We start from the raw sequence: 22838 nt of genomic DNA on the forward strand, positions 1-22838 counted from the left end.
AATGCGGCTAGCGGGTCACACTCTAGGTACTCCGAACCACACCGTTCCCCAAGCACTTGGTCTCTTTCGGGCCGCGGGGCTCGATGCCGCCGAGGTCATCTACCAGGATGACTACAAGTCCGGTTTGCCCCTGGGCGACCGGCGCTCGGCAATGGAGGCGCTGAAAGCAGCCGAAGGCGAAGGCGTACCAATCGTCGGTTTGACGCCTTACACCACCGCTATCAACTCACTCGACGATGCCGAATGGCGCAATGCCGTCGACGAATTCCGTGGTGCCATTGACACCGCACAATTGCTCGGCGCTGACCGCGTCCGTGTCTACGCTGGTTCCTGGCACCCCGGAGACACCGATCACGCGGCCCGCTGGGGACAGCTGCGGAAGGCGCTGGAGACCCTTGCCCCCGTGGCCCAGCAGGCTGGCGTCCGCCTCTGCGTGGAGAACCATTTCGGCACCATGACCCAGACGGCAGCGGACACGGCGGCCCTGGTCCGGGAAATTGCCCAGCCTTCCGTCCGCGTGCTCTACGATCAGGCGAACCTCACCTTCACGCACGACGAAAACTACGAAGAAGCCTTCGCTGTTCAAGGTGACCTGATCGGTCACGTCCACGTGAAGGACCTTGTCTTCACGGATCCCAATGCGGCCTTCCGCGCCACTGAAACGGCCAGGGTCAACGCCTCAGAGCGGGCAGTCCGCTCCCGCGTTGTAGGAAGCGGTGTTGTTCCGTGGGCCCGGATCCTCGTCGCGCTGCTTCAGCACGGCTATGACGACGTATTGAGCATCGAGCTTGAATACCGTTGGCACCCGCAAGACCTCCCTGCGCCGGAGGATGGATTCCGGGAATCCGTCGCCGTCCTGCGCTCAATGCTCGCTGATTCGGCCAAAGTAAGGAACGCCTGATGAATACCAACCGCCTCCGCGTCGGAGTTATCGGCGCCGGCAACATCGCCACCATTGCCCAGCTACCCACCCTCGTGCAACGCGATGACATTGAACTGGCTGCCTTGGTTTCCCGGCGTGAGGATCCCAGCAGCCTGGTCCGGCGGTGGGGTTTCAACGATGCCTACAAAACGGTGGAGGACATGCTGGCCGCGCAGGCGCTGGATGCAGTTTTCGTGTTGACCCCACGTTCCGAGCATGCCCATGCCGTCCAGCTTTGCCTCAATCACGACGTGGATGTGTTTTGCGAGAAGCCTTTGGCTCCGGCAACTGATGAAGCGGAACGTCTGGCTGATCTGGCCGACGAGCGGGGACGGATATTGATGGTTGACTTCAACCGCCGGTATGCACCCGTATACACGGCCGGCCGCGAAGTTTTTGGCGACAAAGGTGCTACTTTCTGCGTCGCCCAGAAGAACCGCCCAGGGTCCGAATACCGCGCGACTTTCGAGAACGCCATCCACATGGTCGATCTCCTCCGCTGGTACTGCGGAGGCGAACCGGAACACGTGGCCGCCCATGCCGCGGGTGAGGATCCTTGGGAAGAAGACGGACTTGCAGCGACCATCCGCTTCAGCACCGGGAATACCGGCGTCCTGATGGCGGCACGTACAGCGGGGGCATGGAACGAAAAACTGGACGCCTATGGTGACGGGAAGACGGTCGAAGTCAGGGCACCGGAAACGGTTTCCACCACTATCAACGGCGTCACGACGTCACGGGAACTGAGCGCGGAAGCATACGGCTGGGCTACGGCGACAGACACCCTCGGATTCTCGGCCGCCGTTCACCACTTCCTGGACCGGGTGGCCGACAGGGGCCAGCCGCTTACCTCAGGCCGGGAAGCCGTTCACACCCAACGTCTGCTCGATCAGATCCTTTCAGCCGCCGGCCTGCCGACAGAGGAGCAGACCGGCCGCGAATGGGCAAGCCACGCGGTAAACGCAAGCTGAACCAATCACCTCTGCCAAAGTTGCACAGGTTTTCTGGCGCGGGCGCTTTAGACGCAGTGGCCAGAGCCGCCTGTCGGATATAGGGAGGTGCGAACATAGCTCTACTTCGCCTACGAAACATGGGTGCACTGAAAGGCAAGGAAGCAGAGAAGCGGCCGCTTCGGGGGCGTGTCACCGCGCTGGCTGGAGTCCTGCTGGTTGCCTTCAGCGCGAGAGAAGCGGTCTCGGCGGTGTCCCCGCTCCTTGGCCAAATAAGTGCGGACCTTCCGTTCGACGCGGTAACCACGGGGATCCTCGGGATGCTGCCGACCGCAGGCTTCGCAATGATGGGCTTCTTTGCGCTGCCGCTCGTGCGGCAATTCCAGATGGAACACCTGCTCTTGGTCGCGATCCTGTTGACAACATCAGGTCAGGTGGGCCGTGCACTTGGATGGAACGTCGTGGCATTCTTGGTGTTCACCTGCATCGCCATGCTTGGGATTGGCCTGGTCAATGTCGTGGCTCCGCCTCTACTGATGAAGTATTTTCCCGATCGGATCGGGGTTCTGGCAGCGCTTCACATCAGTCTCCTGGGTGGCAGCACGGCCATGGCCGCCCAATTCGCCATCCCTCTGGGCAATCTATATGGCTGGCGGTTCTCCATAGGTATTTGGGCTGCCTTCAGTGCGCTTGCTGCGATCCCTTGGCTGATTCTTCCGGCGGCCAAACGGAACCTAGCCCGTTCGCGGACCTCACCAGCCGATGATAGGCCGTTGCCCCCTGCGAACGCGATAAAACCATGGAGATCATCAATCGGCTGGGGCACAGCGATGATCTTTGCTGGTTGCTCCAGCAACACCTTTGCGGCGCTGACTTGGCTTCCGGCGGTTCTCGTTGACAGAGGGACGGGCCCGGACGCTGCTGGATCCATGCTGGCGCTCTATTCGATCCTCGCTTTGCCGGTCGCCCTGGTTGCGCCTGTGGTTGTCGTAAGAATGCCACGCCCGCTACCTGTGGCAATCCTCTTTGTCCTCGCATTTGCCGTCGGTTATGCAGGCATAATCTTCGCCCCACCAGCCTCTGCAGCGGTCTGGGTCGTCATTGCGGGCCTGGGCCAAGGCGCTTATGCCTTTGCGTTCACCATGATCAACAAGCGGACACGAACGCAATCCGGCTCGGGAAGTTTATCCGCCTTCGCCCAGGGGACCGGCTACGCCTTCGCAAGCATCGGCCCTTTTCTTTTCGCGCTCCTGCACAGTCCAGGGGACGACTGGCTGCCCTCATTTGGCATGCTCGGTGCCTGGCTCGTGGTGCTTGTGGCAGGGGCAATCATGGTCAACAAGCCACGCATGCTTGATAAAGGCCCTTGACACCCTTACTGCGACACCAAATGTTGGTGTCGCCCATTAATACAACCGATCTCATCGACATTTTGAATGGACTCAAGGGAGAGTTTTCATGACTTACACTTTCACCCCAGGCTTGATCTTCGCAGGACCCGCATCATGACGACGGCGGCACAGGCACCGTGCGTCGCTGTGGTGGGAGCGGCCGGCTGGGCCGGATCCCGGCATGCCCGCGCATTCGCCAAAGCCGGTGCAAATGTCACCCACCTTGTGGAGCAGGACGAGCGGGGGTTTGCGCTCGCACAGGAGCTGGGTGCGCACTTGGTGCCCAGCGTCCTGGAGCTGCCTGATCACCTTGACCTGGTCGTCGTCGCGTTGCCAACAACCTTGCAACCGGCCATCTGTGCGGATCTGCTGAACAGGGGATTCCGGGTGCTGACTGAAAAGCCGGTGGCGGCAGATGCAGAAGGTGCTGCACTCATGGCCTCTGCTTCGGGAGTCAATGAACGGCTCATGGTGGGATACACACTCCACCAGCATCCAGGCGTTCCATCCGTATCGCAGTGGGTCAGCGACAACGACGTTATTGCCATTACTGTTCGTTCGGTTGCCCATAAGCAGAACGTTGACTCATGGCGTGCTGATCCCAAGGAGGGTGGCGTCGCGGTAGTGAACGGCATTCACGCCATAGAACTGGTTTCGTCGTGGTTCAAGGGTGCCCCGAAGGTCCTGGCCACCAGCGCCAGCAACAGCCTTTACGGATCTCCGGTGCCAGAACACGTCGTCTCCACGCTCGAATTCCCCTCTGGAGTGGTGTTCACTCTGCAGACTTACTGGTCCCCTTGGCAAGAACCCGAAGGTCTCAACCAGGGCGATTGGAGCCTGACCATCGATGTCCTTGCCAATGGCGGCCGGATGTTGTGGTCAAACGATTCCCTGCACGTGTGGGACCGGGACGGCGGCCAACAAGAGCAGACCTTCGATCCCTCTGACCTCTTCCTCCGCCAGGCGGAAGCGGCATTGAGGTTCTGTGCGGGTGAAACGCCGGCCGTTTCATTCGCCCAGGCACTCCGTGCCACAGAGATCGCCGACGCAATCCGTGCAGGGGCAGCCCCCGATGCCAGGGAGGTTCATCACGCAGCATCAGCAGAACGCGAAATAGACAAAACGCGAACCAATGGCGACCGACCGAGCAATATCGAGTAAGGAAATGAACATGACGCAAGCACCTCATGCCCCGACCACAGGAACGCCGCGGATGAGCCGCGCCCAGAGCGGAGGGAACCGATGAGCCTCAAAAACCAGGTGGTTCTGGTAACCGGATCAAGCGGAGGAATCGGCGATGCTGCAGTCAGCGCACTCACAGCCTCAGGTGCCATCGTCATCGGCGCAGACCGTTCCCCGAAAGAGGACCAGTCCCTGGAGGCATTCCATCCCCTCGACATCACCTCTGAACAACAGTGCGCAACGGTTATCCAGGACATACAAGCCAAATATGGCCGTCTTGATGTCCTCGTCCACGCAGCGGGAGTGCTCGGCCCCACACCGGACATCATGGAAACAAGCACCGAAGAGTTCGACTCCATCCTGAGGATCAATACCACCGCGACCTTCACCATGGTCCGGGAGACCGCAAAATCGATGCTTGAGACCGGCACATCCGGCGCCATCGTAGTCCTGTCCTCAGTTGCGGCCAAAGAAGCACGGCTCAACTATCTGCCCTACAACGCGAGCAAGCTCGCGGTCCTGCATATTATGTGGTCTTTCGCCGAATTGCTTGGACCCAACGGCATCTCAGTGAACGCCATTGCACCAGGACCGGTGAACACGCCCATGTGGGCTCAATTCGCCAGGGACTCCGGCCCGGACGCAGCAGCAAACCGGGCCAAGCGGGCAGCGCAGCTACCGATGCGCCGCTTTGCCGAACCCGATGAAGTTGCCCGTGCCATCCTGTTCCTTTCTGATCCCGACAATCGCTACATCACTGGAGTGTCCCTCGACGTGGCAGGCGGAGCACATCTGGGAATAGGAACCTGACCCGCACGCATCCTTGAGCAGATATTTCGATTCAGTCAGGAATTAGAGGAAAAATGCATACAGCAATCCGTCATCATCACACCGCTCTGCACGTTGCAGACTTGGAGCGCAGCGCCCGGTTTTACGTGGAAGGGCTGGGCTTTACCCGTTTGAATGAGTGGACCTCGGGCCCCTACGTCGGCGAGCTGTACAGCCGTCCGAACGTCAAGGTCAAAGCCATGATGCTCACAGCCGGTGATGGGACCTTTCACCTGGAGCTGGTCCAGGTTGAGGATCCTCCGCCTGCCGTTGATCCCTCGGAAGCACAGCCTGGCACGGCACATCTTGCCTTCACGGATATTGACCTGCGCGAGGTCTACGCCAGAATGACGAAGCTCGGATACAGGGCCTTGTCCGAACCGGTCGCGCCCACGTCCGGACCGGTTGCAGGAGGTCTGCTGATCTACTTACTCGATCCGGATGGGAATCGGGTAGAACTGATTCAGCCGCCCGACTGGCGCTCGAGCGAAAATTCATAAGCGAATTGGCGGGCAGGGTGCACCCTGCCCGCCAATGTTGCATTTACCGTGGCACCACGCCCGCCTGAGGACCAAACCTCGGCGAATAGGCTACCCCTTGACACCACCTGAGGTCATGCCGGCAACGAACCAGCGCTGGAATGCGAGGAAGATTGAGAGTACGGGGATGAAAGCCACGACGATGAATGCGGCGAAGAGTCCCCAGAAGCTACCGAAGCCGGTGGTTATGTATCGCACTATGCCGTTCTGGACGGTCTTCATGTCTTCTGTGGTGGCGAGGACGGTGCCCACAAGGAAGTCGTTCCAAACGAAGACAAAGATGAAGATTGCCACAGCAGCGATACCGGGCCGGATGAGCGGGAGGATGATGCGCCACAAAATCTGCATTCGGGAGCATCCGTCGATTGCCGCCGCTTCCTCGATTTCGACGGGTATGTTCTCGATGAAATTTCGCAGGAACAGGATGGTTTGTCCACAGATGATTGCCGTGTAGACGATGATCAGCATCGGGTAGGTGTTGATCAAGGCGGTCTTGACGAACATGGAGTACAGCGCGATGAAAACCACGATCGCCGGGACCATGGACAGGACCAGAATCCCGGTCATCAGTGTTTCCATGCGGCGGCTCCGGTACCGCGTTGCCACGTACGCTGCCGGGATGCAAATGGCCAGGGCAAGGACGATAGAGCCGACCGCATAGATGAGGGAGTTTGCGAAAAAGCGCATGTTGGTCGACGTCAGCAGGCCGATATAGCCCTCGGCAGAGAATGGGGCCGGTATCCACCTTGGAGGAAATTCCAGGGTGCTCGAGGCGGTCTTGAGCGAAGTGGACAGGATCCATGCGACCGGAGGAAGGACCACCGCGGCTGAGAGAATGACGTACGCCCAGGACGGGACCGCACGAATGACATTGCCCAGGCGTCGCTGGCGGCGCGGGGTTGTGATGCTCACAGGCTTTCCTTCCGTCGGAAGCGAATGGCGACGAGAGTCAGGACGATGTTGACGGCGAAAAGAAGGATTGCCGTTGCTGATGCTCCGGAGAGATCAAACTTGTCGAACATCTGGTTGTAGACACGCATGGACAGCGTCTCTGTAGACCCGATGGGGCCTCCTCTTGTGGTGACCAAAATGATGGTGACCATCTGCACATAGAGCATGAGAAGAACGACGACGACGGAGACGATGGTGTTGCGTAGGTAGGGCAGAGTGATATTCACGAACTGGTGCCAGATACCGCCGCCGTCTACCCTCAGGCTTTCGCGAAGCTCTTCAGGAATCGTTTGAAGGGCGCCCAGGAAGAGGAGCATGGCCTGGGGGTAGGACCACCAGGCTGTCATCAGAGTTACTGCAACAAGCGCACTGCCGGGTGATGAGAACACATCAGTAGGTCCGAATCCGAGGGATTTGGTGATAGCGGAAGCGGGACCGTAATTGGGATTGAGGAACCAGAGCCAGATTGTTCCTGCAGTGGCCTGTGACATCAGCCAAGGCAGCAGGAAGAGGCTCCGGACGGAGCGCTTGAAGCGGTGAAGATTGTTGAGCACGATCGCAGACAGAAGCCCGGCCGGCAAGGCGATAACCAGGGCGCCGAGCGAGAATACCAAGGTTGTCCAGATGCGGCTCGGGAGTTCGGAGTCTGAGAACAGTCGGACAAACGAATTCAGACCCGAGAATTTCCCTATCTGGTAATAAGTCGTCTCGTGGAGGGCCGTCCACGCTGTGTAGATGAGCGGCCCCACAAAAACAAAGAGGAAGACGGCGCTGACGGGGACGACGTAGAGCCATACCATTCGATCCCTACGGACCCGGCGGATAGCATCGACGCCTGAAGGGGAAGCCACAGTCTGGCGTGAGGTGCGGGTTGGGCTTTTTGTTGACATTATCTGTGTTCCTTCCGAGGGGAGCCTGATTTGGTCAGGCTCCCCTGATATCGGGCGGCTACTTCTTGTTGGCCGCGTCCTGCGCGGAACGGATAAAGTCGTTGCCTGACGTACCGTTGAGGGTCAGTTTCTGCCCGGCTTGGGACAGACCAGTGGCAAGTGCGGTCCAGGTGTTGGAATAGGTGCGTGGCTCACTGTTGGTCTTGACGTAGGCTGCGATGTCATTGACGGTCTTTGCCTCAGGCGTGGAGAAGAACGGTTGCTGGTAGGTGGCTGCCCGGGTGGGCACCTCACCGCCGGTTGCCATGAGGGCACCGGCTTCCGGCCCGGTCATGTACTCGATAAATTTCCAGGCGGCGTCGGTGTTCTTGCTGCCATTGCCTATGCCCAACGTCCAGCCAATGGTGGTACCTGTCGTATCGCCAGTACTCGCTTTAGGCAAGGCCGTCCACTTAAGGTCCTTGTTCTGCGAGCCGAAGGAAACTGCTCGTTCCGTGCCCAGAACTGCCATGGCGACCGTGCCGCTCGCCATGCCGTCAGCTACTGTGCCGTAAGTGTCTGATACGACGTTGCTACCCAAAGCCTTTGCGTCCCTGAGCTTGGCAAGGAAGTTACCAAACTCGTTGCCTTTGGCTGTTGCGAAATCCGCTTTCCCATCCTTGTTCCAGATTTCCTGGTCAACCTGTGTCATGAAGCAGTTGAAGAAGGTGCTGATGATTGCCGAGTTGTCGGTGTCCGAGAAGCCGGTCCCGAAGCCGGTGAATCCTGCAGCAGCAGCTTTCCGGGCAACGTCGACAACCTGGTCGTACGTGGTGGGAACGGTCGCGCCTATCTGGTCAAGGATCTTTTGGTTGTAGTAGAGGGCGCAGGTTCGGTATTCATAGGGCACGGCAACCGGCTTGCCGTCAGGGCCGGCAAGAGTGTCGGTCGGACGCAGCCAGTCAGTCACCTTGGAAGCAGCCTCAGGCAGCGGTGCGTAGACGCCGGCTGACGCCATCTGGGGCACTACGGGAGTGAACATCTTGAAGACGTCAGGAGCCTGACCTGCTGCCGCGGCTTGCGGCAGTCTGTTCAACATGTCGCCAAGCGAAACCACAGAGAGGTTGATCTTGATATCGGGGTTTGCCGCCTCAAACTTGGCAATGTTTTCCTTGAGTGCCTTCGAGCGCGGATTCGCCTGGGTGGGATCGAGGAAGTCCCAGTAATTGAGCGTCACGGGACCTTTGGGTTCCGAAGCCGAGGGGGAGCAGCCACTGAGGGCGAGGCCGGCCACGACAGCTGTGACGAGCGCCAAGCCCCATCGCTTTTTGATCATGAATTTCTCCTGTGAACTGGGTTGCTTATGCGGGAGCATGCCGTGCTCAATCGATGCCTACCAAACGTGGGCCACCGACGATCGGGAGGAGCCAGTTGATCATCGAGTCTCTCCTTTGAGATCGGTTGCATTTTTCCGAAATTAGCAGTGAGATCGGTTGCTGAGATCGGTTGCAATAAACTTAGGGCCGATGGAGGACTCTGTCAAGGGAACCTTTGATGCGGATTTTGGAAGTGCCTGGCTCTCGATCGGCGGCCCGTGCGGCCGCCGCCACACTGGTCGAACTCAACCAACATCCAGATTAAGGCTCCTCAGCCAGGGCCCGGGGATCCGGCTCCGCCGGTGCGGGCGATACCTTTCTACCCCCTGTTGTACGGAGCAGAGCGCGCAAGGCCTGGATCGTGTCGGCTTCGGCGGCGGTCTTGTCGTCACGGTAGCGCTTGACGCGTGCAAACCGAAGGGCGATTCCGCCCGGATAGCGGGGAGAGTGTTGGACGCCGTCGATGGCGATCTCGACCACGGTGACCGGCTCGATCCATACGGTGCCCGCAGTACGCCGCACCCCCAACTCCTGGAACTTTTCAGTCTGCCACTTCAGCAGCGCGTCGGTGATGCCCTTGAAAGTCTTGCCCACCATCACGTAATCGCCGGGTTCGCCGAACTCCCCAACAGGGTCCAAGGCTCCGAGGTGCAGGTTCGACAGCAGCCCGGCGCGTCGTCCTGACCCCCATTCGCAGGCGAGCACCACCAGGTCGTAGGTGAGCACCGGCTTTACCTTGATCCAGTTCGAACCCCGCCGCCCGGCGGCGTAGGACGAGCCCAGCGCCTTCACGACCACACCCTCATGGCCGGCGTCCAGGGCATCGCGCGAAACGCTCTCGGCAACAGCTGCATCCGCAGTTACTTTCCCTGGGATGCGGTGATCGGGGACGATCCGCTCAAGCACGCCGATTCGTGTGGCCAGCGGCTCGTCGAGAAGGTCGCGCCCGTCTACGTGCAGCACGTCGAAAAACCACGGATGCAGCAGTGTGGTGCGGGCCGCGTTCGCCCCGAACCGGGACATGGTCTCCTGGAACGGTCTGGGCCCGCCGTCCTCGTCGAGTGCCAGTGTCTCGCCGTCGAGGATCACATCGCGCACCGGCAGTCCGCGCACCACCTCCACCACCTCGGGCAACCGATGGGTCACTTCGGCCAGGGTGCGGGTGAAGATATGCACGTCGTCGCCGGCACGGTGCACCTGGATGCGTGCGCCGTCGAGTTTGTATTCCACGGACGCTTCCCCCGTCGTCTCCAACGCCTCGCTGGCACTGGCCGCGGTTGCGGCGAGCATGGGTTGGACCGGACGCCCGACGACGAGGCCGACTGCGTCAAGCTGTGCCGCGGTGCCCGTGATCGCCAGCAGGGCAGTCGCGCCGAGATCGCCGGAGAGCATCGCTGCGCGGCGTACGGCCTCGACCGGGCGATCGGCGGCACGGGCAACGGCATCCGTTAATACGCCCTCAAGCGCACCGGTACGAAGTTCCCCGAGCAGCACGCCGGCGATGAAGTTCTGCTCTCGTTCTGTGGCTTCCGCCATCAGGGTCCGAAGGATGGCGGCGCGTTCTACGGTCGACCCAGCGCCTGCGGCCGCCAGCAGCCGGTCCAAGGCAGCGTCGAGGTGGGCGATGGTGAGAGTCGTCTCAGCAGCGGGCTTGCCCTTGGCCGCCCTCATGCCGCTCCAGCCGATCCCGACTCGGCCTTGGCGAGGCTTGGCCGTAAGCAAGCCGACCGCCGTCGGGATGTCCGCGGGGTCGAGGCGCAGCAGCAGGCCTGCCAGTTCGTTGATCTTGGCGACCCGGGAGCGGGTGGCCGCGACGGCTTCCGAGGTCCTCACGAGCTCATCGAGCAGCATGGCACCAGTCTGTCACGGTCGCCGTCCATGAACAGTGATTAAGCCCTGTCCAGAAGCGGCGCGGGCGAATGCCCGGTCGCCGGCCAATTTGCCGGCAACCCCCTGACTTGTGGAGCAATGCCTTGTATTCTCGTGGCACCACACCGAACCACGGCACCACCCCCGAACCACTTGAGACTTTCGGCAAGGAGAAATCATGCCCAGCGACGACGAAGCACAGGTTCTGTCCCAGTGGAGCCAGGAACTGGCCCGGGCGCTGCACATCCTGGATCTTGAGGTTGACCAGGAACTTGTCCTTGATCTGGCCAGGAAATCTGCCGACTCCGTGATCCATGCAGCAGCGCCGGTGACGGCTTTCATGGTCGGTTACGCTGCCGGGCTTGAAGCCGGGAAAGGAAGCCGGGGATCGGACGTTTTACCTGCCGTGGCAACTAGCAAGGCGGCAGACATCGCCTTCAGGCTCTGTTCTGACCGGGCGGAAGGAAAGGGCTGGGAGCCCACAAATCAGTCGTAAGGCTGAGAACCCCTGACGGTAAGACTTGGCACAGGGGAGAACCGGACGACTCAGCCCGCGAAGCCGGTAGCCGGTAGCCGGTAGCTGACCCTAGAACAGCGGCCAGGGGACCGCCGGCATTCCACCGACCGGGGCCGGAAATCGTCCCGTCAGCCGGAGCCGAGCGCAGCGCGCGGTGAGCGATGCGATTTCTTCGGAAGTCAGCAGGTCCGCCAGATTCCGGCCCAGCTCGCTCTTCAGTCCTTCGATGACGCGATCGATCCCGTCGAGTTCCTCCGCTGTCAGGGCCTCTCCCAGCCATCCCCATAGCACCGTACGCAGTTTAGGTTCGCTGTGAAAGGTGAGTCCGTGGTCCACACCGTGCCGGTGCCCGTCCGTCATGGCAAGTATGTGGTTTCCTTTGCGGTCCGCGTTGTTGACCACGACGTCGAACACCGCCATACGTCTCAGCGCCGGCGAGTCCTCGTGCACGAGGGCCACCATCCGACCGTTTTCATCTTGTCCCTCGAGAACGTGTTTCCAACCTGACTCTGGCAGGTGGTCCGCTGCAATCAGGTCCACCGCGCTTTGGGCGGGCTGTTGCTCCTGCCAGAGTTGCACCATCCCTTCGCCCAGAGGACCGTCACGCAGCCAGGTGCGCGGCACGACGTTCCAGCCGAGAACCTGCGAGACCAGGTACGCGGCCACCTCCCGGTGGGCGAGGGTGCCGTCGGGAAAGTCCCATAGGGGGCTCTCGCCCGCTATTGGCTTATAGACGACCGGCACGTCGCCGATGCTGCCGAGGAATGTGGCGTTTGAGGCCGTCGTGATGCGCCCTGAAAGCGTCAGCTCGGCGGTCATCAGGTCCAGCGCCGGCATTAGACCTCGGGCAAGGTGCAGTCGTGCCCGTCCGCATCCATGGGGTAACCGCAGCGGGGGCATATCGGCCGCCCGGCGTCCACAATCTCACGGGTGCGCTTCGCGAACGCGCGGGCGGTGCCAACCGGCATTCGCACCAGCATCATTTCGGTTTCGTTAGTGCCGTCCTCAACAAGCGGTTCGTCCTCGTCGTCAGCATCAACGTCGATGAGGGGGTATGCCTCGACGACGATCTGGGCTGTGGTTGGGTCCCAATCCAAGGTCATGGCGCCGGTGCGGAACTGCTCCACAGGAGGTTCGATCGGGTCATTGTCGACGAGTTCAATGGGTGTACCCGTAGGGACGCTGAAGGGGTTGCCGTCGACGGTGAGGAGCTGATCGAGCAGTTCGTCGATCTTCTCCGCGAGCAGGGCGGACTGCTGCTTCTCAAGGGCAATACTCACGATCTGCGCCCCGGTCCGCACTTGCAGGTAGAACGTGCGCGCTCCGGGAAGGCCAATGGTGCCAATGACAACCCGATCAGGCCAGGCAAACTCGTGAACGCGTGTAGGCATGCCAGTAGTTTAGGCACATGACGTTCACGTCGTCTTCTGTCCTGCACCGCCGCCCACCGGTGCATCGCCCGAACGGATGCCGTTGGACAGCCATGACAGGTCACCAGCTTCGGTATTGGTCGCATGGACGCTGGGGCGACTCGCGCTGTAGTGGATGATTGATACGGAACCGGGGCTGACGTTTATTCGCTGGAACAGGTCAAGGTGCATGCCGAGTGCGTCGGCAAGGATTGACTTGATGACGTCACCGTGGCTGACGGCCACCCACACGGCCCCTGGCCCGTTCCGGGCTTCGAAGGCAGCATCGTGGCGTCGAATCGCTGCCACGGACCTGGCCTGCATCGCGGCCATGGATTCACCGCCGGGAAAGACTACGGCGGACGGTTGCGACTGCACCATGGGCCACAAATCCTCGGTGGCGAGATCATCGAGCTTCCGGCCCTGCCACTGACCGTAATCGCATTCGGTGAGATCGGGATCGACTACTGCCTGCGGCGAGCCGGCCTGGCGATCGATGATGAGCCGGGCGGTCTGCCGGCAACGCTCAAGAGGGCTCGATACCACTCCGGCGACGGGCACAGCAGCGAGCCGGTCACCGGCCAGGGCTGCTTGATCGCACCCCAGTTGGTCCAGGCTGATGCCGTCGGCCCTACCCGCCAACAGTCCACTGGCGTTGGCTGTGGTGCGGCCATGCCGCACGAGAATTAGTGTTGCCATCCACCCAGCCTAGCCACCCTCCGCTGGTGGTGTGGACCATGCCGGGTCGCATCATTCCGGGCTCGATAAGGAAGAGAATCCTGCGGTGAACAAACAGGCTTCGGATAGGCCGAAGAGGCCTTCCCGAGCGGGACACACAGCGGTACAAAAGAGTTGAGGAGGGCATATTCGCCCTCCAACCATGGTCGACAAGGAGGTCGTGGTGTCCAATCAAAATGGTGCGGGTCCGGATCAGGGCCCCTTCCCCGCAGTTCCGCCGGGCGGACAGCCAACCCGCGAGACGCCAACCCGAGGGCCGGCGAGGCCGCTACCCTACGTTGTGGCAGGCGTACTGTTGGTCACCGCGATCGTGCTCCCACTCATGCCGCAGCTGTACTCGTTCGACGCGCCACGCCTGGGCGGTATGCCCTTCTTCTACTGGTACCAGCTGCTCTGGGTGCCCATCTCCGCAGGGCTCAGCGGGATCGCCTACTGGCTGGTCAGTACGGAGGATCGACGACGGCGGACAGCGGCCCGCGCCGGGAACCGAAACGGAGGGGACAGGCCATGAACGGACGCGAGATCAACTGGATCGCCCTCATCATCGTCATCGTGCTGTTCGTCATTGTTGCTGTTATGGGCTTCCTTGCCGCTCGGTGGCGCAAGTCGGACGAGGGGCTCCACAGCCTCGATGAATGGGGGCTGGGCGGCCGTGGCTTCGGCACGTGGATCACTTGGTTCCTGCTGGGCGGCGATCTATACACGGCCTACACCTTCGTGGCCGTGCCTGCAGCGATGTGGGCCACGGGCGCGGTGACCGGCTTCTTCGCCGTGCCGTATACGATCGTCCTCTACCCGATCATCTTCATCATCATGAGCCGGCTGTGGTCCGTGTCCCACAGGCACGGCTACGTCACTTCGGCGGATTTCGTTGGTGGCCGGTACGGGAGCCGGTGGCTGTCGCTCGCCGTCGCCATCACCGGCATTGTGGCGACGATGCCTTACATCGCCCTCCAGCTCGTGGGCATCAAGGCCGTCCTCACGGTGCTCGGCCTCGGCAGCTCCGAGAACGTGCTGCTGACGGACCTGCCGCTCATCCTCGCATTCGTCGTGCTCGCCGCCTACACCTACACCTCAGGTTTGCGGGCGCCGGCCATGATCGCCGTCGTCAAGGACCTGCTCATCTACCTCTCCGTCATCGTGGCGGTCATCTACCTTCCGATCAAGTTCGGCGGTTGGGACACGATTTTCGGTGCGGCGGAAACCAAGCTGGGCACAGTGAACCAGGCAACGGGCAAGCCCGCCGGGGTGTTCATCCCGGGCGGCGCCAACTACTCCGCGTATTGGACCCTGGCGCTCGGCTCAGCCTTGGCCCTCTTCATGTACCCGCACTCGGTGACTGGCGTCCTCGCGTCAAAAGGCCGCAACACGATCCGACGCAACGCAGCCATCCTGCCGCTTTACTCGCTCATGCTCGGGTTCCTCGCCCTGCTGGGTTACGTGGCCATCAAAGCCGGTACCAAGCCGACTGACCTCGATGGATCGGTCAATCCCCAACTCGTGGTCCCGCAGTTGTTCCTGGACCACTTCCCGGCGTGGTTCGCCGGAGTTGCCCTCGCGGCCATTGCCATCGGTGCCCTGGTGCCGGCGGCCATCATGTCCATTGCCGCGGCGAACCTGTTCACGCGCAACGTCTACCGGGACTTCATCCGGCCCGACGTCGACCCCAAGACAGAGGCGCGCGTCTCCAAGATCGTCTCGCTGGTGGTCAAGGTTGGCGCGCTCATCTTCGTCGTCGCCATGGACCAGACCACGGCGATCAACTTGCAGCTGCTGGGCGGTATCTGGATCCTCCAGACGTTCCCGGCCGTTGTAGCCGGCCTATACACGCGATGGTTTGACCGCTGGGCGCTGCTTGTCGGATGGGCGGTAGGCATAGCCTTCGGTACCGTCTCGGCCTACAACGTCGTCAACCCGGTGACCCACGCGCATTTTGGTGGATCCGTCGCCCCCGTCCCGGGAACCGACTTCACCGTGTATATCGCCGTTACGGCCTTCGTCCTCAACCTGATCGTCGCCGCTGTCCTCACCTTGGTGCTGCGCGCGCTGAAGGTGCCGGCAGGGCCGGACAAGACCCGGCCATCGGATTATGGCGCCGATGAAACCGATCCGAAGATTGCCGAGATCGAGCGGACGCATCGCTTCGTGGAGCCGGGAGACGCGCCCCCGGTGCCGTGAGGCAGACCTGGTCGACGGCGGGGGAGGCGATGTCTCTCAGCGCACCGGAGCCGGCGCTTCCTTCCGCGGACGCCAGGTAATGGGCGATTCCGGATCGCTGAGCCGGTCCTGCAGAAGAAGTTGGTGTCGAGTCCGTCGATTCGCAGCATTCGGCTGCCTTTCGGCGATGCCAGGGTCTCGTCGGGCAGGGGAGTGATGACATTCTCGGGTATGGCCAGGAGCCGTCTTTTGGCTTAGCGCGTGTACCGCAGTCACCGGCCGGGCGGACTGCGCCCGTGAGAGTGCTAGGCCACCTGCGGTGCCCGCTTCCGTGCAGGTCCAACGGATTCGCGCAGTAAGATCCGGGAGTCAGCGAGTGCGGGTAATTCCGGCCCGGGCGCGTTGCGGGTTCGTCCGATGAGCTTCATCATGCTCCTGGCGCCCAAGGCTTCCAGGTCCATACGAACCGTCGAAAGTGAGGGGACAAGGAAGGAAGATTCCTCTACGTCGCCCCAGCCGATGACGCTGACGTCATCGGGGACTTTGAGACGGCTATCGTGGAGGGCCCTGATCACGCCAATTGCCATCTGATCGTTGGCGGCCACAACGGCTGTGACGTGTTTATGAACTGCGATTCGTTGGCCGGCCGTGTAACCGGAGGCCACGGACCAGTCGCCGGCCTCGATGCCGTGCGAGGTCAAGCCCAGTTCAATGATGGTCTGGGAGAAGACGGCCGCGCGACTACGGGCCGCCGTCCAGTCAGTTGGGCCAGCAACGTGGACGAAGTTCGAGTGACCCAGAGAGGCAAGGTGACGCACGATGGCGGCAACAGGTGCGCCGTCGACGAGCGTTCCCGGTAGCCGCAAATTGTCGTCACAGTCGCCGGCAACCACCAACGGCGGCTGGGCAAAGGACCGGTCGGAGATGGACCGCGGCAGAGGTGCGAAGGAGAGGACTCCGGCGACATCGTCGAGTGAAAACAATCGGTGGAACTGTGATTCCCTGTTCTCTTTATATGGATCCAATATAACGATCTCCACGCGATACCCATTGGCCTGGGCAGCGGCTTTGGCGCTGTTGAGCATTCTGGGTGGGACCTGGATGGAGGGTTCCGGAACGATGAAATAGATCGTGTAGGGTTCGCGGGAACGGAGAGCGCGGGCGGCGAGGTTTGGGCTGTAGTTGAGCTGGGAGAGAGCTTTTGCGACGCGCTCAGCCGTGGCAGGTCGAAGTGAGCTCCCGCCTTTGAGGTATCGAGAGACGGTTTGATGTGACACACCGGCCAACATTGCCACGTCATATAGGGTCGGCTGCCGCGATTTGGGGGCGGCTGAGGATCCGGCTGTTGGCGGAATCGTTTCTGCGGTCATCGCCATTTTGTCCTTGTACGAGCGGTGATTCACCCTGATTGGGAATTGAATTTGCGCAGAACCAGCGTGGGTGTGCGGCGAGAGCTCAGCATCATGTCCGTCAAGCCTTATCCCGTGGCTGCTTACTGGTTGATCGAAACCGACGCGGGTTGTCCAACGTGCCCGGGCGCGGCGCTGGTATGGCGGGGCACCAACTGGGGTGCAATGACATAGTGCGCCGGTTGGGTTCGGCCGCCAATACGTTCAAGCAATAAGCGTGTGCTGTTGGCTCCCGTGAGCTGGCCTGACTGGTCCACTGTGGTCAATGAGATCCGGCCGATGGCAGAGACGTAAATATTGTCGTAGCCGGCAACGGTTAGGTCTTCAGGAACGCGGAGTCCTAGCTCCTCGGCAGCACGGAGGACGCCGAGGGCAGCGATGTCCGCTCCCGCGAAAATTGCCGTCGGCCGTTCATCCCCGGACAAAACCTGTATTGCAGCGTCGTATCCGCCGATTTCCGAATAGGCAGTTTCAACGATCTCCGGGACAAGTCCATGGCGTGTCATGGCTTGCTCGTAGCCGTATCTACGGGCGGTATGCGACAAAACGAAGGGCTCAAGCCCGCCAGAGGGCATGCTGGTATGGACGATCCGCTCATGGCCGAGGGCGACCAAGTGGTCAACCATCAGGCGGGCGCCCTGATACTCGTCGTCTACGACGGTGTCAAAATTACTGGCCGTGCCATGCCTTGCCACAACTACGGTCGGGATCTTGGCGCCAAGCTCCTCCAGCCACGCAGCTTCCATCCAGGGAGCGACAAGAATAAGACCGTCGACCTGCCGGTCCATCAAGGCTTCTATGCTTCGCTTCTGACGTGAGGGTGATAAGCCACCAGCGATGAGTACCTCTTGGTATGGCGTACCTTCAAGTGCGTCGGTAATTCCCTGAACCACTTCGGGCTGGAATGGCGAACTCATCTCCACGATCATCACCCCGATCGTGTACGATTTTCCGCGCATTGCCCTGGCGCCGGCGTGCGGACGGTAACCGAGCTTTTCGATTGCCGCTGTGACACGCTCCCGCATTTGCGGGCTTACTCCGGAGGCACCCCGGATGACCTTGGACACCGCAGAGAACGACACGCCTGCTTCACTGGCAACGTCCTGAAGAGTTGCCCGGCGCGGTTTTTCCGTAGATGTGGTTCGTTTGGGTGTCACCGTCGACCCCTTCTGTCTGAGTTCATGGCTAGCTCAGTGTATCGCGCTGGACAACGTTGCACTAGACATGCCAAAACTTCCGGGTTGGACGAAGCGAGGACGATAAACAAAAGAACGCAGAATCCCAGCACTTCCGCACTTTGCAGGGCCTCCTGTGAGCTGAGCAACAAAAGTCCCTTGACGGTGTTGAGACTCTTGGCTTAGTGTTCTTATGGACAACGTTGCACGCCCTTGCGGTCCACGTCATCGACTGGAGAATTTGGCGGCCGTTGCTGGCAGCGTTCCTGCCCTCAACAACAAAGGAGTTATTTCATGCGACGCACACGACGACGTGCCCTAGTCGCCCTTGCGGCCCCCTTGGCCGTTGGGCTCGTAGCCTTGACAGGCTGCACGAGCGGTGGCCAGACAGGCGATACGAGCGGAAGTTCAAGCAGCAAAGAAATGCTGACTCTCGGTATGACGGCTGACATTCAGGGCTGGGACCCGGGTGTTCAGCCCAGCTACCAGGGGTGGAGCGCCGACGCGGTATGGGATTCCCTGCTGCGGTGCGACAAGACGGGTAAACCGGAGGCATCGCTGGCCGACAAGTGGGAGTTCAGCGCCGATCAGAAGACGGCTACCCTCCACCTGCGCGAGGGCGTGAAGTTCTCGGACGGCACGCCTGTCGATGCTGCTGCGGTGAAGACCAACGCTGAGTACTACGCCACCGCTGGTGGAGCTTCCAGCCGTTGGGCCGGAATCACCGTCACGACCCCCGACACCCAGACTGTAGCCATTTCCTGGCCGGCTCCGAATCCGCTGCTTGCCCTGCGCATGTGCGAGTCCAAGATTGCCACCCCCGCATCCATCCAAGGCAAGAAGTTTGATGTACCGGTCGGTTCCGGTCCCTATGTCCTGGATGTTGCCAACACCACCCGAGGCTCCGTCTACACATTCACCAAGAACGACTCGTTCTGGGACAGCAGCCGCTTCCCGTACAAGAAGCTTGTCCTGAAGGTTCTGGAAGACGAGACAGCAGCGGTCAACGCCCTGAAGACGGAGCAGATCGACGGCACGATGGTGTCCTCGGCCACCCTTGAGGAAGCAAAGGGTGCAGGTGAGAACATCCAGACGCTGAAGGGCAGCAGCACCACGCGCCTGCTGATCACCGACCACCTCGGCGAGAAGATCCCGGCCCTGGGCAACCTCGACGTCCGTAAGGCCATGAACATGGTCTTTGACCGTAATGCCATGTCCGAGAAGCTGTACCAGGGGCATGCGTCGCCGGCGTTTCAGATCTTCCGTGAAGGGAGCGATGCCTATATCCCGGACATGAAGGACCCGTACCCCTTCAATGTCGACGAAGCCAAGAAGCTGATGGAAAAGGCCGGATACGCTGACGGATTCACCTTGCAGATTCCGACCATGACCGGGCAGAATCACGAAACGCTGATGCCGTACATCACCCAGCAGCTGGCCCAGATCAACATCAAGGTGGAGCAGGTTGCCCTGTCCGGACCGAACGCCATTGCCGAACTTCTCAGCGGAAAGTTCCCCGTGCCGCTGTGGCAGCTGGGCAACTACGGTGAATCCCTGCAGGACATCAGTGACTACGTCCTCAAGGACGGCATCTGGAACGTCTCCCACCAGCCGGACGCCAACGTTGACGCGCTCTGGGCCACGGTCCTGTCCGGATCCGATACCGAACGCAAGCAGGCCCAGCAGGACCTGAACAAGTACGTAACCGAGCAGGCCTGGTTCGTTCCGATGGCCTACATGGACCGTTTCTACGCATCCAACCCCAAGGTTGACGTCCAGGAATCAAGCGACTTCTCCGGTCTGCACCCGCTCCTGCGCGACTTCAAGTAACCGAACACAAGAGACCCAGCGACCACAATGATGTTATCCCTACTCAAAAGCCTTCTCCGCTCCGCGGCCATACTTCTCCTTGTCAGCTTTGCAACGTTCTGTCTCATGTTCGGCAACGGAACGGGAATTGCCAGGGCAATCCTGGGCTACCAGGCCACAGAGGCTGATGTTCAACGCAAAGTGGTCAACCTGGGCCTCGATCGTCCGTTGTTTGTGCAGTTCGGCGATTGGCTGGTCAATGCGGTCACCGGCAACCTCGGCGAGTCGTTCTTCACGGGACAAACCGTGACCTCGGCTCTTTCGACGAGGGTGCCGGTGACCCTGACCCTGGTCATCCTTACCTTGATCCTTACCCTAATTCTTAGCGTCCTCCTGGGCGTGGCAGCGGCCGTCTACGGCGGCTGGCTGGATAAGGTTCTCCAGTTCGTCGCTGTTCTGGGTGCCGCCGTTCCGCCGTTCATCATCGCTATCGCCCTGGTTTTCATGTTTGCCATATCCATCCGGCTTTTCCCGGCCACAGGGTACGTTTCCCCTGACCGCAGCTTCAGCGGATGGATTCTCTCGGTCACCTTGCCAGTCGTAGCCCTGCTCATCGGCTCAGTGGCCAGCGCTGCCAGCCAGTTCCGCGGAGCTGTCCTGGACGCGCTCTCCAAGGATTTTGTCCGTACCCTGCGGGCCCGTGGGCTTAAGGAGTCGCACGTGATTTTCAGACATGTGCTCCGGAATGCCGGCGGTCCAGGCTTGACGGTCCTCAGTCTCCAGACCTTGGGGCTGCTCGGCGGTGCAATCTTCGTTGAACAGGTCATGGCACTTCCCGGAATGGGGCAAATGGCCAACCAGTCGGCCCAGCAAGGTGACGTTCCCATGGTGATGGGAACCGTCGTGGTGACGATCATCATCGTGTTGAGCGTGAATTTCCTTGGCGATCTTGCCAACTCCGTCTTGAACCCGAAAGCGAGGACCCGATGAGCGCCGAAGCAAGCATGATTGAGACTGAAGCCGAGGTCCCCGCAGCAGGCCGATCCGTACTGCGGCGCCTGTTGACAAACCCACAGGGCATGATCTGCATCGTGTTCCTCGTGCTGGTGATACTTTTCGGGGTCCTCAGCCCCTGGCTGGCTCCCTTCCAGCCCAACGAGGCGAACCTCAACTCAGTGAACGCCCAACCATTCTCGGAAGGGCATCTGTTCGGTGCCGACCGCGCCGGTCGCGACATCCTGTCACAGCTCATGTGGGGTACCAATGGCACCCTTCTTGGGTCATTGTTGGTGCTCGTGATCGCGGTCCTGTTCGGTGTCACCACCGGTCTCCTCGCAGGGTTCTACCGAGGCAAGTTCGAAGCCGTTGCCGGTTTCGTCACGGACCTCATCATGTCCCTGCCAAGCATCGTCCTGCTGATTGCGCTTTTCGCGCTAACAGGGCCCAACGTGATGGTCGCCATGGCAGTCTTCGGTGTCCTGGTCGCCCCGACCTACTACCGTTTGGTCCGCTCGGTGGTTCTTGGCGTCAGGACGGAGTTGTACATTGATGCAGCAAAAGTGGTCGGCCTTTCGGACCAGCGCATCATTGGCCGGCACGTCCTCTGGGCCGTACGGGCCCCAGTCGTTATTCAGAGCTCCTTCGTCGCCGCGGCCGGTATTGCCATCCAGGCCGGTGTCGAGTTTCTTGGACTCGGCGATCCGGAACAGCCGTCGTGGGGCGGCATCCTGCAGAACGCGAACAGCAACATTTACAACAACCGGTTCGGAGTGCTCTGGCCGGCGCTGTTGATCAGCCTCACCATTCTTGCCCTGGTCCTTCTGGGGAACGTGCTCCGAGACGTACTCCAGTCCTCGGCTCACAACAAGACGTTGAAGCGGTCACGCCGACGGGCATTGCTCACTGACGCCCAGAATGCGCGGACAACGTCCGCTTCCTCAGGATCCGATGAGGCGCTCCTGTCCATCCGCGGCTTGAAGGTCGGTTATCCTGACGGTCCCAACCGTGTCCGCACAGTCGTGCACGGCGTCGACCTGGACGTCCGCCGTGGCGAAATCCACGGTCTCGTTGGGGAATCCGGATCCGGAAAATCCCAGATGGCCTTCTCAACGCTGGGCATCCTGCCCAAGGAAGCCCTCATTCTCGGCGGCAGCATCTATCTCGATGGCGAAGACCTGTTGGCGGATGACAAAGCACTCAAGAATGCGCGAGGCCGGCGCATTGGCTACATTCCCCAGGAGCCCATGTCCAACCTGGACCCCTCCTTCACCATCGGCGCACAGCTCGTCTACGGTCTCCGGGCCGTCAAAAAGATCAGCGACAAAGAAGCCAAAGAACAACTGATCGCACTGCTGACACGGGTCGGCATCCGCAACCCTGAAAACGTAATGCGCTTATACCCGCACGAAATATCCGGAGGTATGGCCCAGCGCGTCCTGATCTGTGGTGCCGTTGCCGGGGACCCGGACCTGATCGTTGCCGATGAACCAACCACCGCACTGGACGTCACGGTGCAGGCTGAGGTACTTGAACTCCTGCGCGAGCTCAGCACCGAACGCGGTTTGGCCATGATCCTTGTCACCCACAATCTGGGCGTCGTCGCAGACCTCTGCGACACGGTCAGTGTCATGAAGAACGGCCGGATTGTGGAACGAAACGACGTCGAATCCCTGTTCAGCGACCCGGAGCAGGATTACACGAAGGCGCTGCTGGAATCGTCCCGCAGCGTCGAACTGATGGAGGCGTAA

The 22838-nt window shown here is 61.0% G+C and carries 21 protein-coding genes; 12 read left to right on the forward strand and 9 right to left on the reverse strand.

The annotated features are described in order from the left end of the window. The first annotated feature begins 1 nt into the window (after window position 1). From LDN82_RS11010 to LDN82_RS11035, 6 genes are all read left to right on the forward strand, one after another. Window positions 2-901, forward strand: coding sequence for a sugar phosphate isomerase/epimerase family protein (locus tag LDN82_RS11010; RefSeq protein ID WP_224167399.1), 900 nt, complete (start codon window positions 2-4; stop codon window positions 899-901). Beyond that, on the forward strand, window positions 901-1893 hold the full coding sequence (locus LDN82_RS11015) for a Gfo/Idh/MocA family oxidoreductase (RefSeq protein ID WP_224167400.1): 993 nt from the start codon (window positions 901-903) through the stop codon (window positions 1891-1893). The genes LDN82_RS11010 and LDN82_RS11015 overlap by 1 nt, the downstream gene beginning before the upstream one ends. A gap of 119 nt (window positions 1894-2012) precedes the next feature. Next, a complete protein-coding gene (locus tag LDN82_RS11020) occupies window positions 2013-3242 on the forward strand; it encodes an MFS transporter (protein ID WP_224167401.1) in 1230 nt (409 codons plus the stop codon). 135 nt (window positions 3243-3377) lie between these two features. Next, window positions 3378-4424, forward strand: coding sequence for a Gfo/Idh/MocA family oxidoreductase (locus tag LDN82_RS11025; protein ID WP_224167402.1), 1047 nt, complete (start codon window positions 3378-3380; stop codon window positions 4422-4424). Window positions 4425-4505: 81 nt separating this feature from the next. Continuing rightward, complete coding sequence (locus LDN82_RS11030) at window positions 4506-5255, forward strand: SDR family oxidoreductase (RefSeq protein WP_224090049.1); 750 nt, start codon at window positions 4506-4508, stop codon at window positions 5253-5255. A 53-nt stretch (window positions 5256-5308) separates the two neighbouring features. Beyond that, window positions 5309-5773, forward strand: a complete 465-nt coding sequence (locus tag LDN82_RS11035) for a VOC family protein (RefSeq protein WP_224167403.1) — start codon at window positions 5309-5311, stop codon at window positions 5771-5773. 90 nt (window positions 5774-5863) lie between these two features. On the opposite strand, the gene LDN82_RS11040 is transcribed toward LDN82_RS11035, so the two are convergent. From LDN82_RS11040 to LDN82_RS11055, 4 genes are all read right to left on the reverse strand, one after another. Then, on the reverse strand, window positions 5864-6724 hold the full coding sequence (locus LDN82_RS11040; protein ID WP_224167404.1) for a carbohydrate ABC transporter permease: 861 nt from the start codon (window positions 6722-6724) through the stop codon (window positions 5864-5866). Beyond that, on the reverse strand, window positions 6721-7653 hold the full coding sequence (locus tag LDN82_RS11045; protein WP_224090056.1) for a sugar ABC transporter permease: 933 nt from the start codon (window positions 7651-7653) through the stop codon (window positions 6721-6723). Before LDN82_RS11045 ends, LDN82_RS11040 begins: the two co-directional genes overlap by 4 nt. Before the next feature lie 58 nt (window positions 7654-7711). Beyond that, window positions 7712-8968 carry an extracellular solute-binding protein gene (locus tag LDN82_RS11050; RefSeq protein ID WP_224167405.1) on the reverse strand — a complete coding sequence of 419 codons (1257 nt, stop codon included), beginning with the start codon at window positions 8966-8968 and terminating at the stop codon, window positions 7712-7714. A 301-nt stretch (window positions 8969-9269) separates the two neighbouring features. Continuing rightward, window positions 9270-10859, reverse strand: a complete 1590-nt coding sequence (locus tag LDN82_RS11055; protein WP_224167406.1) for an ATP-dependent DNA ligase — start codon at window positions 10857-10859, stop codon at window positions 9270-9272. A 196-nt stretch (window positions 10860-11055) separates the two neighbouring features. Here LDN82_RS11055 and LDN82_RS11060 point away from each other — a divergent pair, with 196 nt between their 5' ends. Next, on the forward strand, window positions 11056-11373 hold the full coding sequence (locus tag LDN82_RS11060) for a DUF6457 domain-containing protein (RefSeq protein ID WP_224167408.1): 318 nt from the start codon (window positions 11056-11058) through the stop codon (window positions 11371-11373). Window positions 11374-11463: 90 nt separating this feature from the next. Here the strand turns inward: LDN82_RS11060 and LDN82_RS11065 are convergent, their stop codons facing one another. Genes LDN82_RS11065 through LDN82_RS11075 form a run of 3 tightly spaced genes read right to left on the reverse strand, consistent with a single transcriptional unit; the run spans window position 11464 to window position 13502 of the window. Continuing rightward, window positions 11464-12231 carry an SCO1664 family protein gene (locus LDN82_RS11065; RefSeq protein ID WP_224167409.1) on the reverse strand — a complete coding sequence of 256 codons (768 nt, stop codon included), beginning with the start codon at window positions 12229-12231 and terminating at the stop codon, window positions 11464-11466. Beyond that, the gene (locus LDN82_RS11070; RefSeq protein WP_224167410.1) at window positions 12231-12785 is read right to left on the reverse strand and encodes a DUF3090 domain-containing protein; all 555 of its coding nucleotides are present in this window, start codon (window positions 12783-12785) and stop codon (window positions 12231-12233) included. Before LDN82_RS11070 ends, LDN82_RS11065 begins: the two co-directional genes overlap by 1 nt. A gap of 24 nt (window positions 12786-12809) precedes the next feature. Then, entirely contained in the window at window positions 12810-13502 is a 693-nt protein-coding gene (locus tag LDN82_RS11075) for a histidine phosphatase family protein (protein ID WP_224167411.1), read from the reverse strand. A gap of 202 nt (window positions 13503-13704) precedes the next feature. Here LDN82_RS11075 and LDN82_RS11080 point away from each other — a divergent pair, with 202 nt between their 5' ends. Beyond that, a complete protein-coding gene (locus LDN82_RS11080) occupies window positions 13705-14052 on the forward strand; it encodes a DUF3311 domain-containing protein (RefSeq protein WP_224090062.1) in 348 nt (115 codons plus the stop codon). After that, window positions 14049-15719: a sodium:solute symporter gene (locus LDN82_RS11085; RefSeq protein WP_224167412.1), complete on the forward strand. Its 1671-nt coding sequence runs from the start codon at window positions 14049-14051 to the stop codon at window positions 15717-15719. The genes LDN82_RS11080 and LDN82_RS11085 overlap by 4 nt, the downstream gene beginning before the upstream one ends. Window positions 15720-16003: 284 nt before the next feature. Here the strand turns inward: LDN82_RS11085 and LDN82_RS11090 are convergent, their stop codons facing one another. Both LDN82_RS11090 and LDN82_RS11095 read right to left on the reverse strand, forming a co-directional pair. Then, a complete protein-coding gene (locus tag LDN82_RS11090; RefSeq protein ID WP_224167413.1) occupies window positions 16004-17068 on the reverse strand; it encodes a LacI family DNA-binding transcriptional regulator in 1065 nt (354 codons plus the stop codon). Window positions 17069-17190: 122 nt separating this feature from the next. Beyond that, a complete protein-coding gene (locus tag LDN82_RS11095; protein ID WP_224167414.1) occupies window positions 17191-18264 on the reverse strand; it encodes a LacI family DNA-binding transcriptional regulator in 1074 nt (357 codons plus the stop codon). 441 nt (window positions 18265-18705) lie between these two features. Here LDN82_RS11095 and LDN82_RS11100 point away from each other — a divergent pair, with 441 nt between their 5' ends. The 3 genes from LDN82_RS11100 to LDN82_RS11110 are packed head-to-tail and all read left to right on the forward strand — an operon-like array spanning window position 18706 to window position 22838. Next, complete coding sequence (locus LDN82_RS11100) at window positions 18706-20112, forward strand: ABC transporter substrate-binding protein (RefSeq protein WP_224167415.1); 1407 nt, start codon at window positions 18706-18708, stop codon at window positions 20110-20112. Between the two features lie 30 nt (window positions 20113-20142). After that, entirely contained in the window at window positions 20143-21081 is a 939-nt protein-coding gene (locus LDN82_RS11105; RefSeq protein ID WP_224167518.1) for an ABC transporter permease, read from the forward strand. Window positions 21082-21095: 14 nt separating this feature from the next. Further along, on the forward strand, window positions 21096-22838 hold the full coding sequence (locus LDN82_RS11110) for a dipeptide/oligopeptide/nickel ABC transporter permease/ATP-binding protein (protein WP_224167416.1): 1743 nt from the start codon (window positions 21096-21098) through the stop codon (window positions 22836-22838).

Origin of the sequence: Arthrobacter sp. StoSoilA2, assembly GCF_019977195.1 — a bacterium.
Lineage (GTDB): Bacteria > Actinomycetota > Actinomycetes > Actinomycetales > Micrococcaceae > Arthrobacter.

Coding starts and splice junctions, on each gene's coding strand:
- LDN82_RS11010 (WP_224167399.1), top strand. CDS start 2: ATGCGGCTAGCGGGTCACACTCTAGGTACTCCGAACCACACCGTTCCC.
- LDN82_RS11015 (WP_224167400.1), top strand. CDS start 901: ATGAATACCAACCGCCTCCGCGTCGGAGTTATCGGCGCCGGCAACATC.
- LDN82_RS11020 (WP_224167401.1), top strand. CDS start 2,013: ATGGGTGCACTGAAAGGCAAGGAAGCAGAGAAGCGGCCGCTTCGGGGG.
- LDN82_RS11025 (WP_224167402.1), top strand. CDS start 3,378: ATGACGACGGCGGCACAGGCACCGTGCGTCGCTGTGGTGGGAGCGGCC.
- LDN82_RS11030 (WP_224090049.1), top strand. CDS start 4,506: ATGAGCCTCAAAAACCAGGTGGTTCTGGTAACCGGATCAAGCGGAGGA.
- LDN82_RS11035 (WP_224167403.1), top strand. CDS start 5,309: ATGCATACAGCAATCCGTCATCATCACACCGCTCTGCACGTTGCAGAC.
- LDN82_RS11045 (WP_224090056.1), bottom strand. CDS start 7,653: ATGTCAACAAAAAGCCCAACCCGCACCTCACGCCAGACTGTGGCTTCC.
- LDN82_RS11050 (WP_224167405.1), bottom strand. CDS start 8,968: ATGATCAAAAAGCGATGGGGCTTGGCGCTCGTCACAGCTGTCGTGGCC.
- LDN82_RS11055 (WP_224167406.1), bottom strand. CDS start 10,859: ATGCTGCTCGATGAGCTCGTGAGGACCTCGGAAGCCGTCGCGGCCACC.
- LDN82_RS11060 (WP_224167408.1), top strand. CDS start 11,056: ATGCCCAGCGACGACGAAGCACAGGTTCTGTCCCAGTGGAGCCAGGAA.
- LDN82_RS11065 (WP_224167409.1), bottom strand. CDS start 12,231: ATGCCGGCGCTGGACCTGATGACCGCCGAGCTGACGCTTTCAGGGCGC.
- LDN82_RS11070 (WP_224167410.1), bottom strand. CDS start 12,785: ATGCCTACACGCGTTCACGAGTTTGCCTGGCCTGATCGGGTTGTCATT.
- LDN82_RS11075 (WP_224167411.1), bottom strand. CDS start 13,502: ATGGCAACACTAATTCTCGTGCGGCATGGCCGCACCACAGCCAACGCC.
- LDN82_RS11085 (WP_224167412.1), top strand. CDS start 14,049: ATGAACGGACGCGAGATCAACTGGATCGCCCTCATCATCGTCATCGTG.
- LDN82_RS11090 (WP_224167413.1), bottom strand. CDS start 17,068: ATGACCGCAGAAACGATTCCGCCAACAGCCGGATCCTCAGCCGCCCCC.
- LDN82_RS11100 (WP_224167415.1), top strand. CDS start 18,706: ATGCTGACTCTCGGTATGACGGCTGACATTCAGGGCTGGGACCCGGGT.
- LDN82_RS11105 (WP_224167518.1), top strand. CDS start 20,143: ATGTTATCCCTACTCAAAAGCCTTCTCCGCTCCGCGGCCATACTTCTC.
- LDN82_RS11110 (WP_224167416.1), top strand. CDS start 21,096: ATGATTGAGACTGAAGCCGAGGTCCCCGCAGCAGGCCGATCCGTACTG.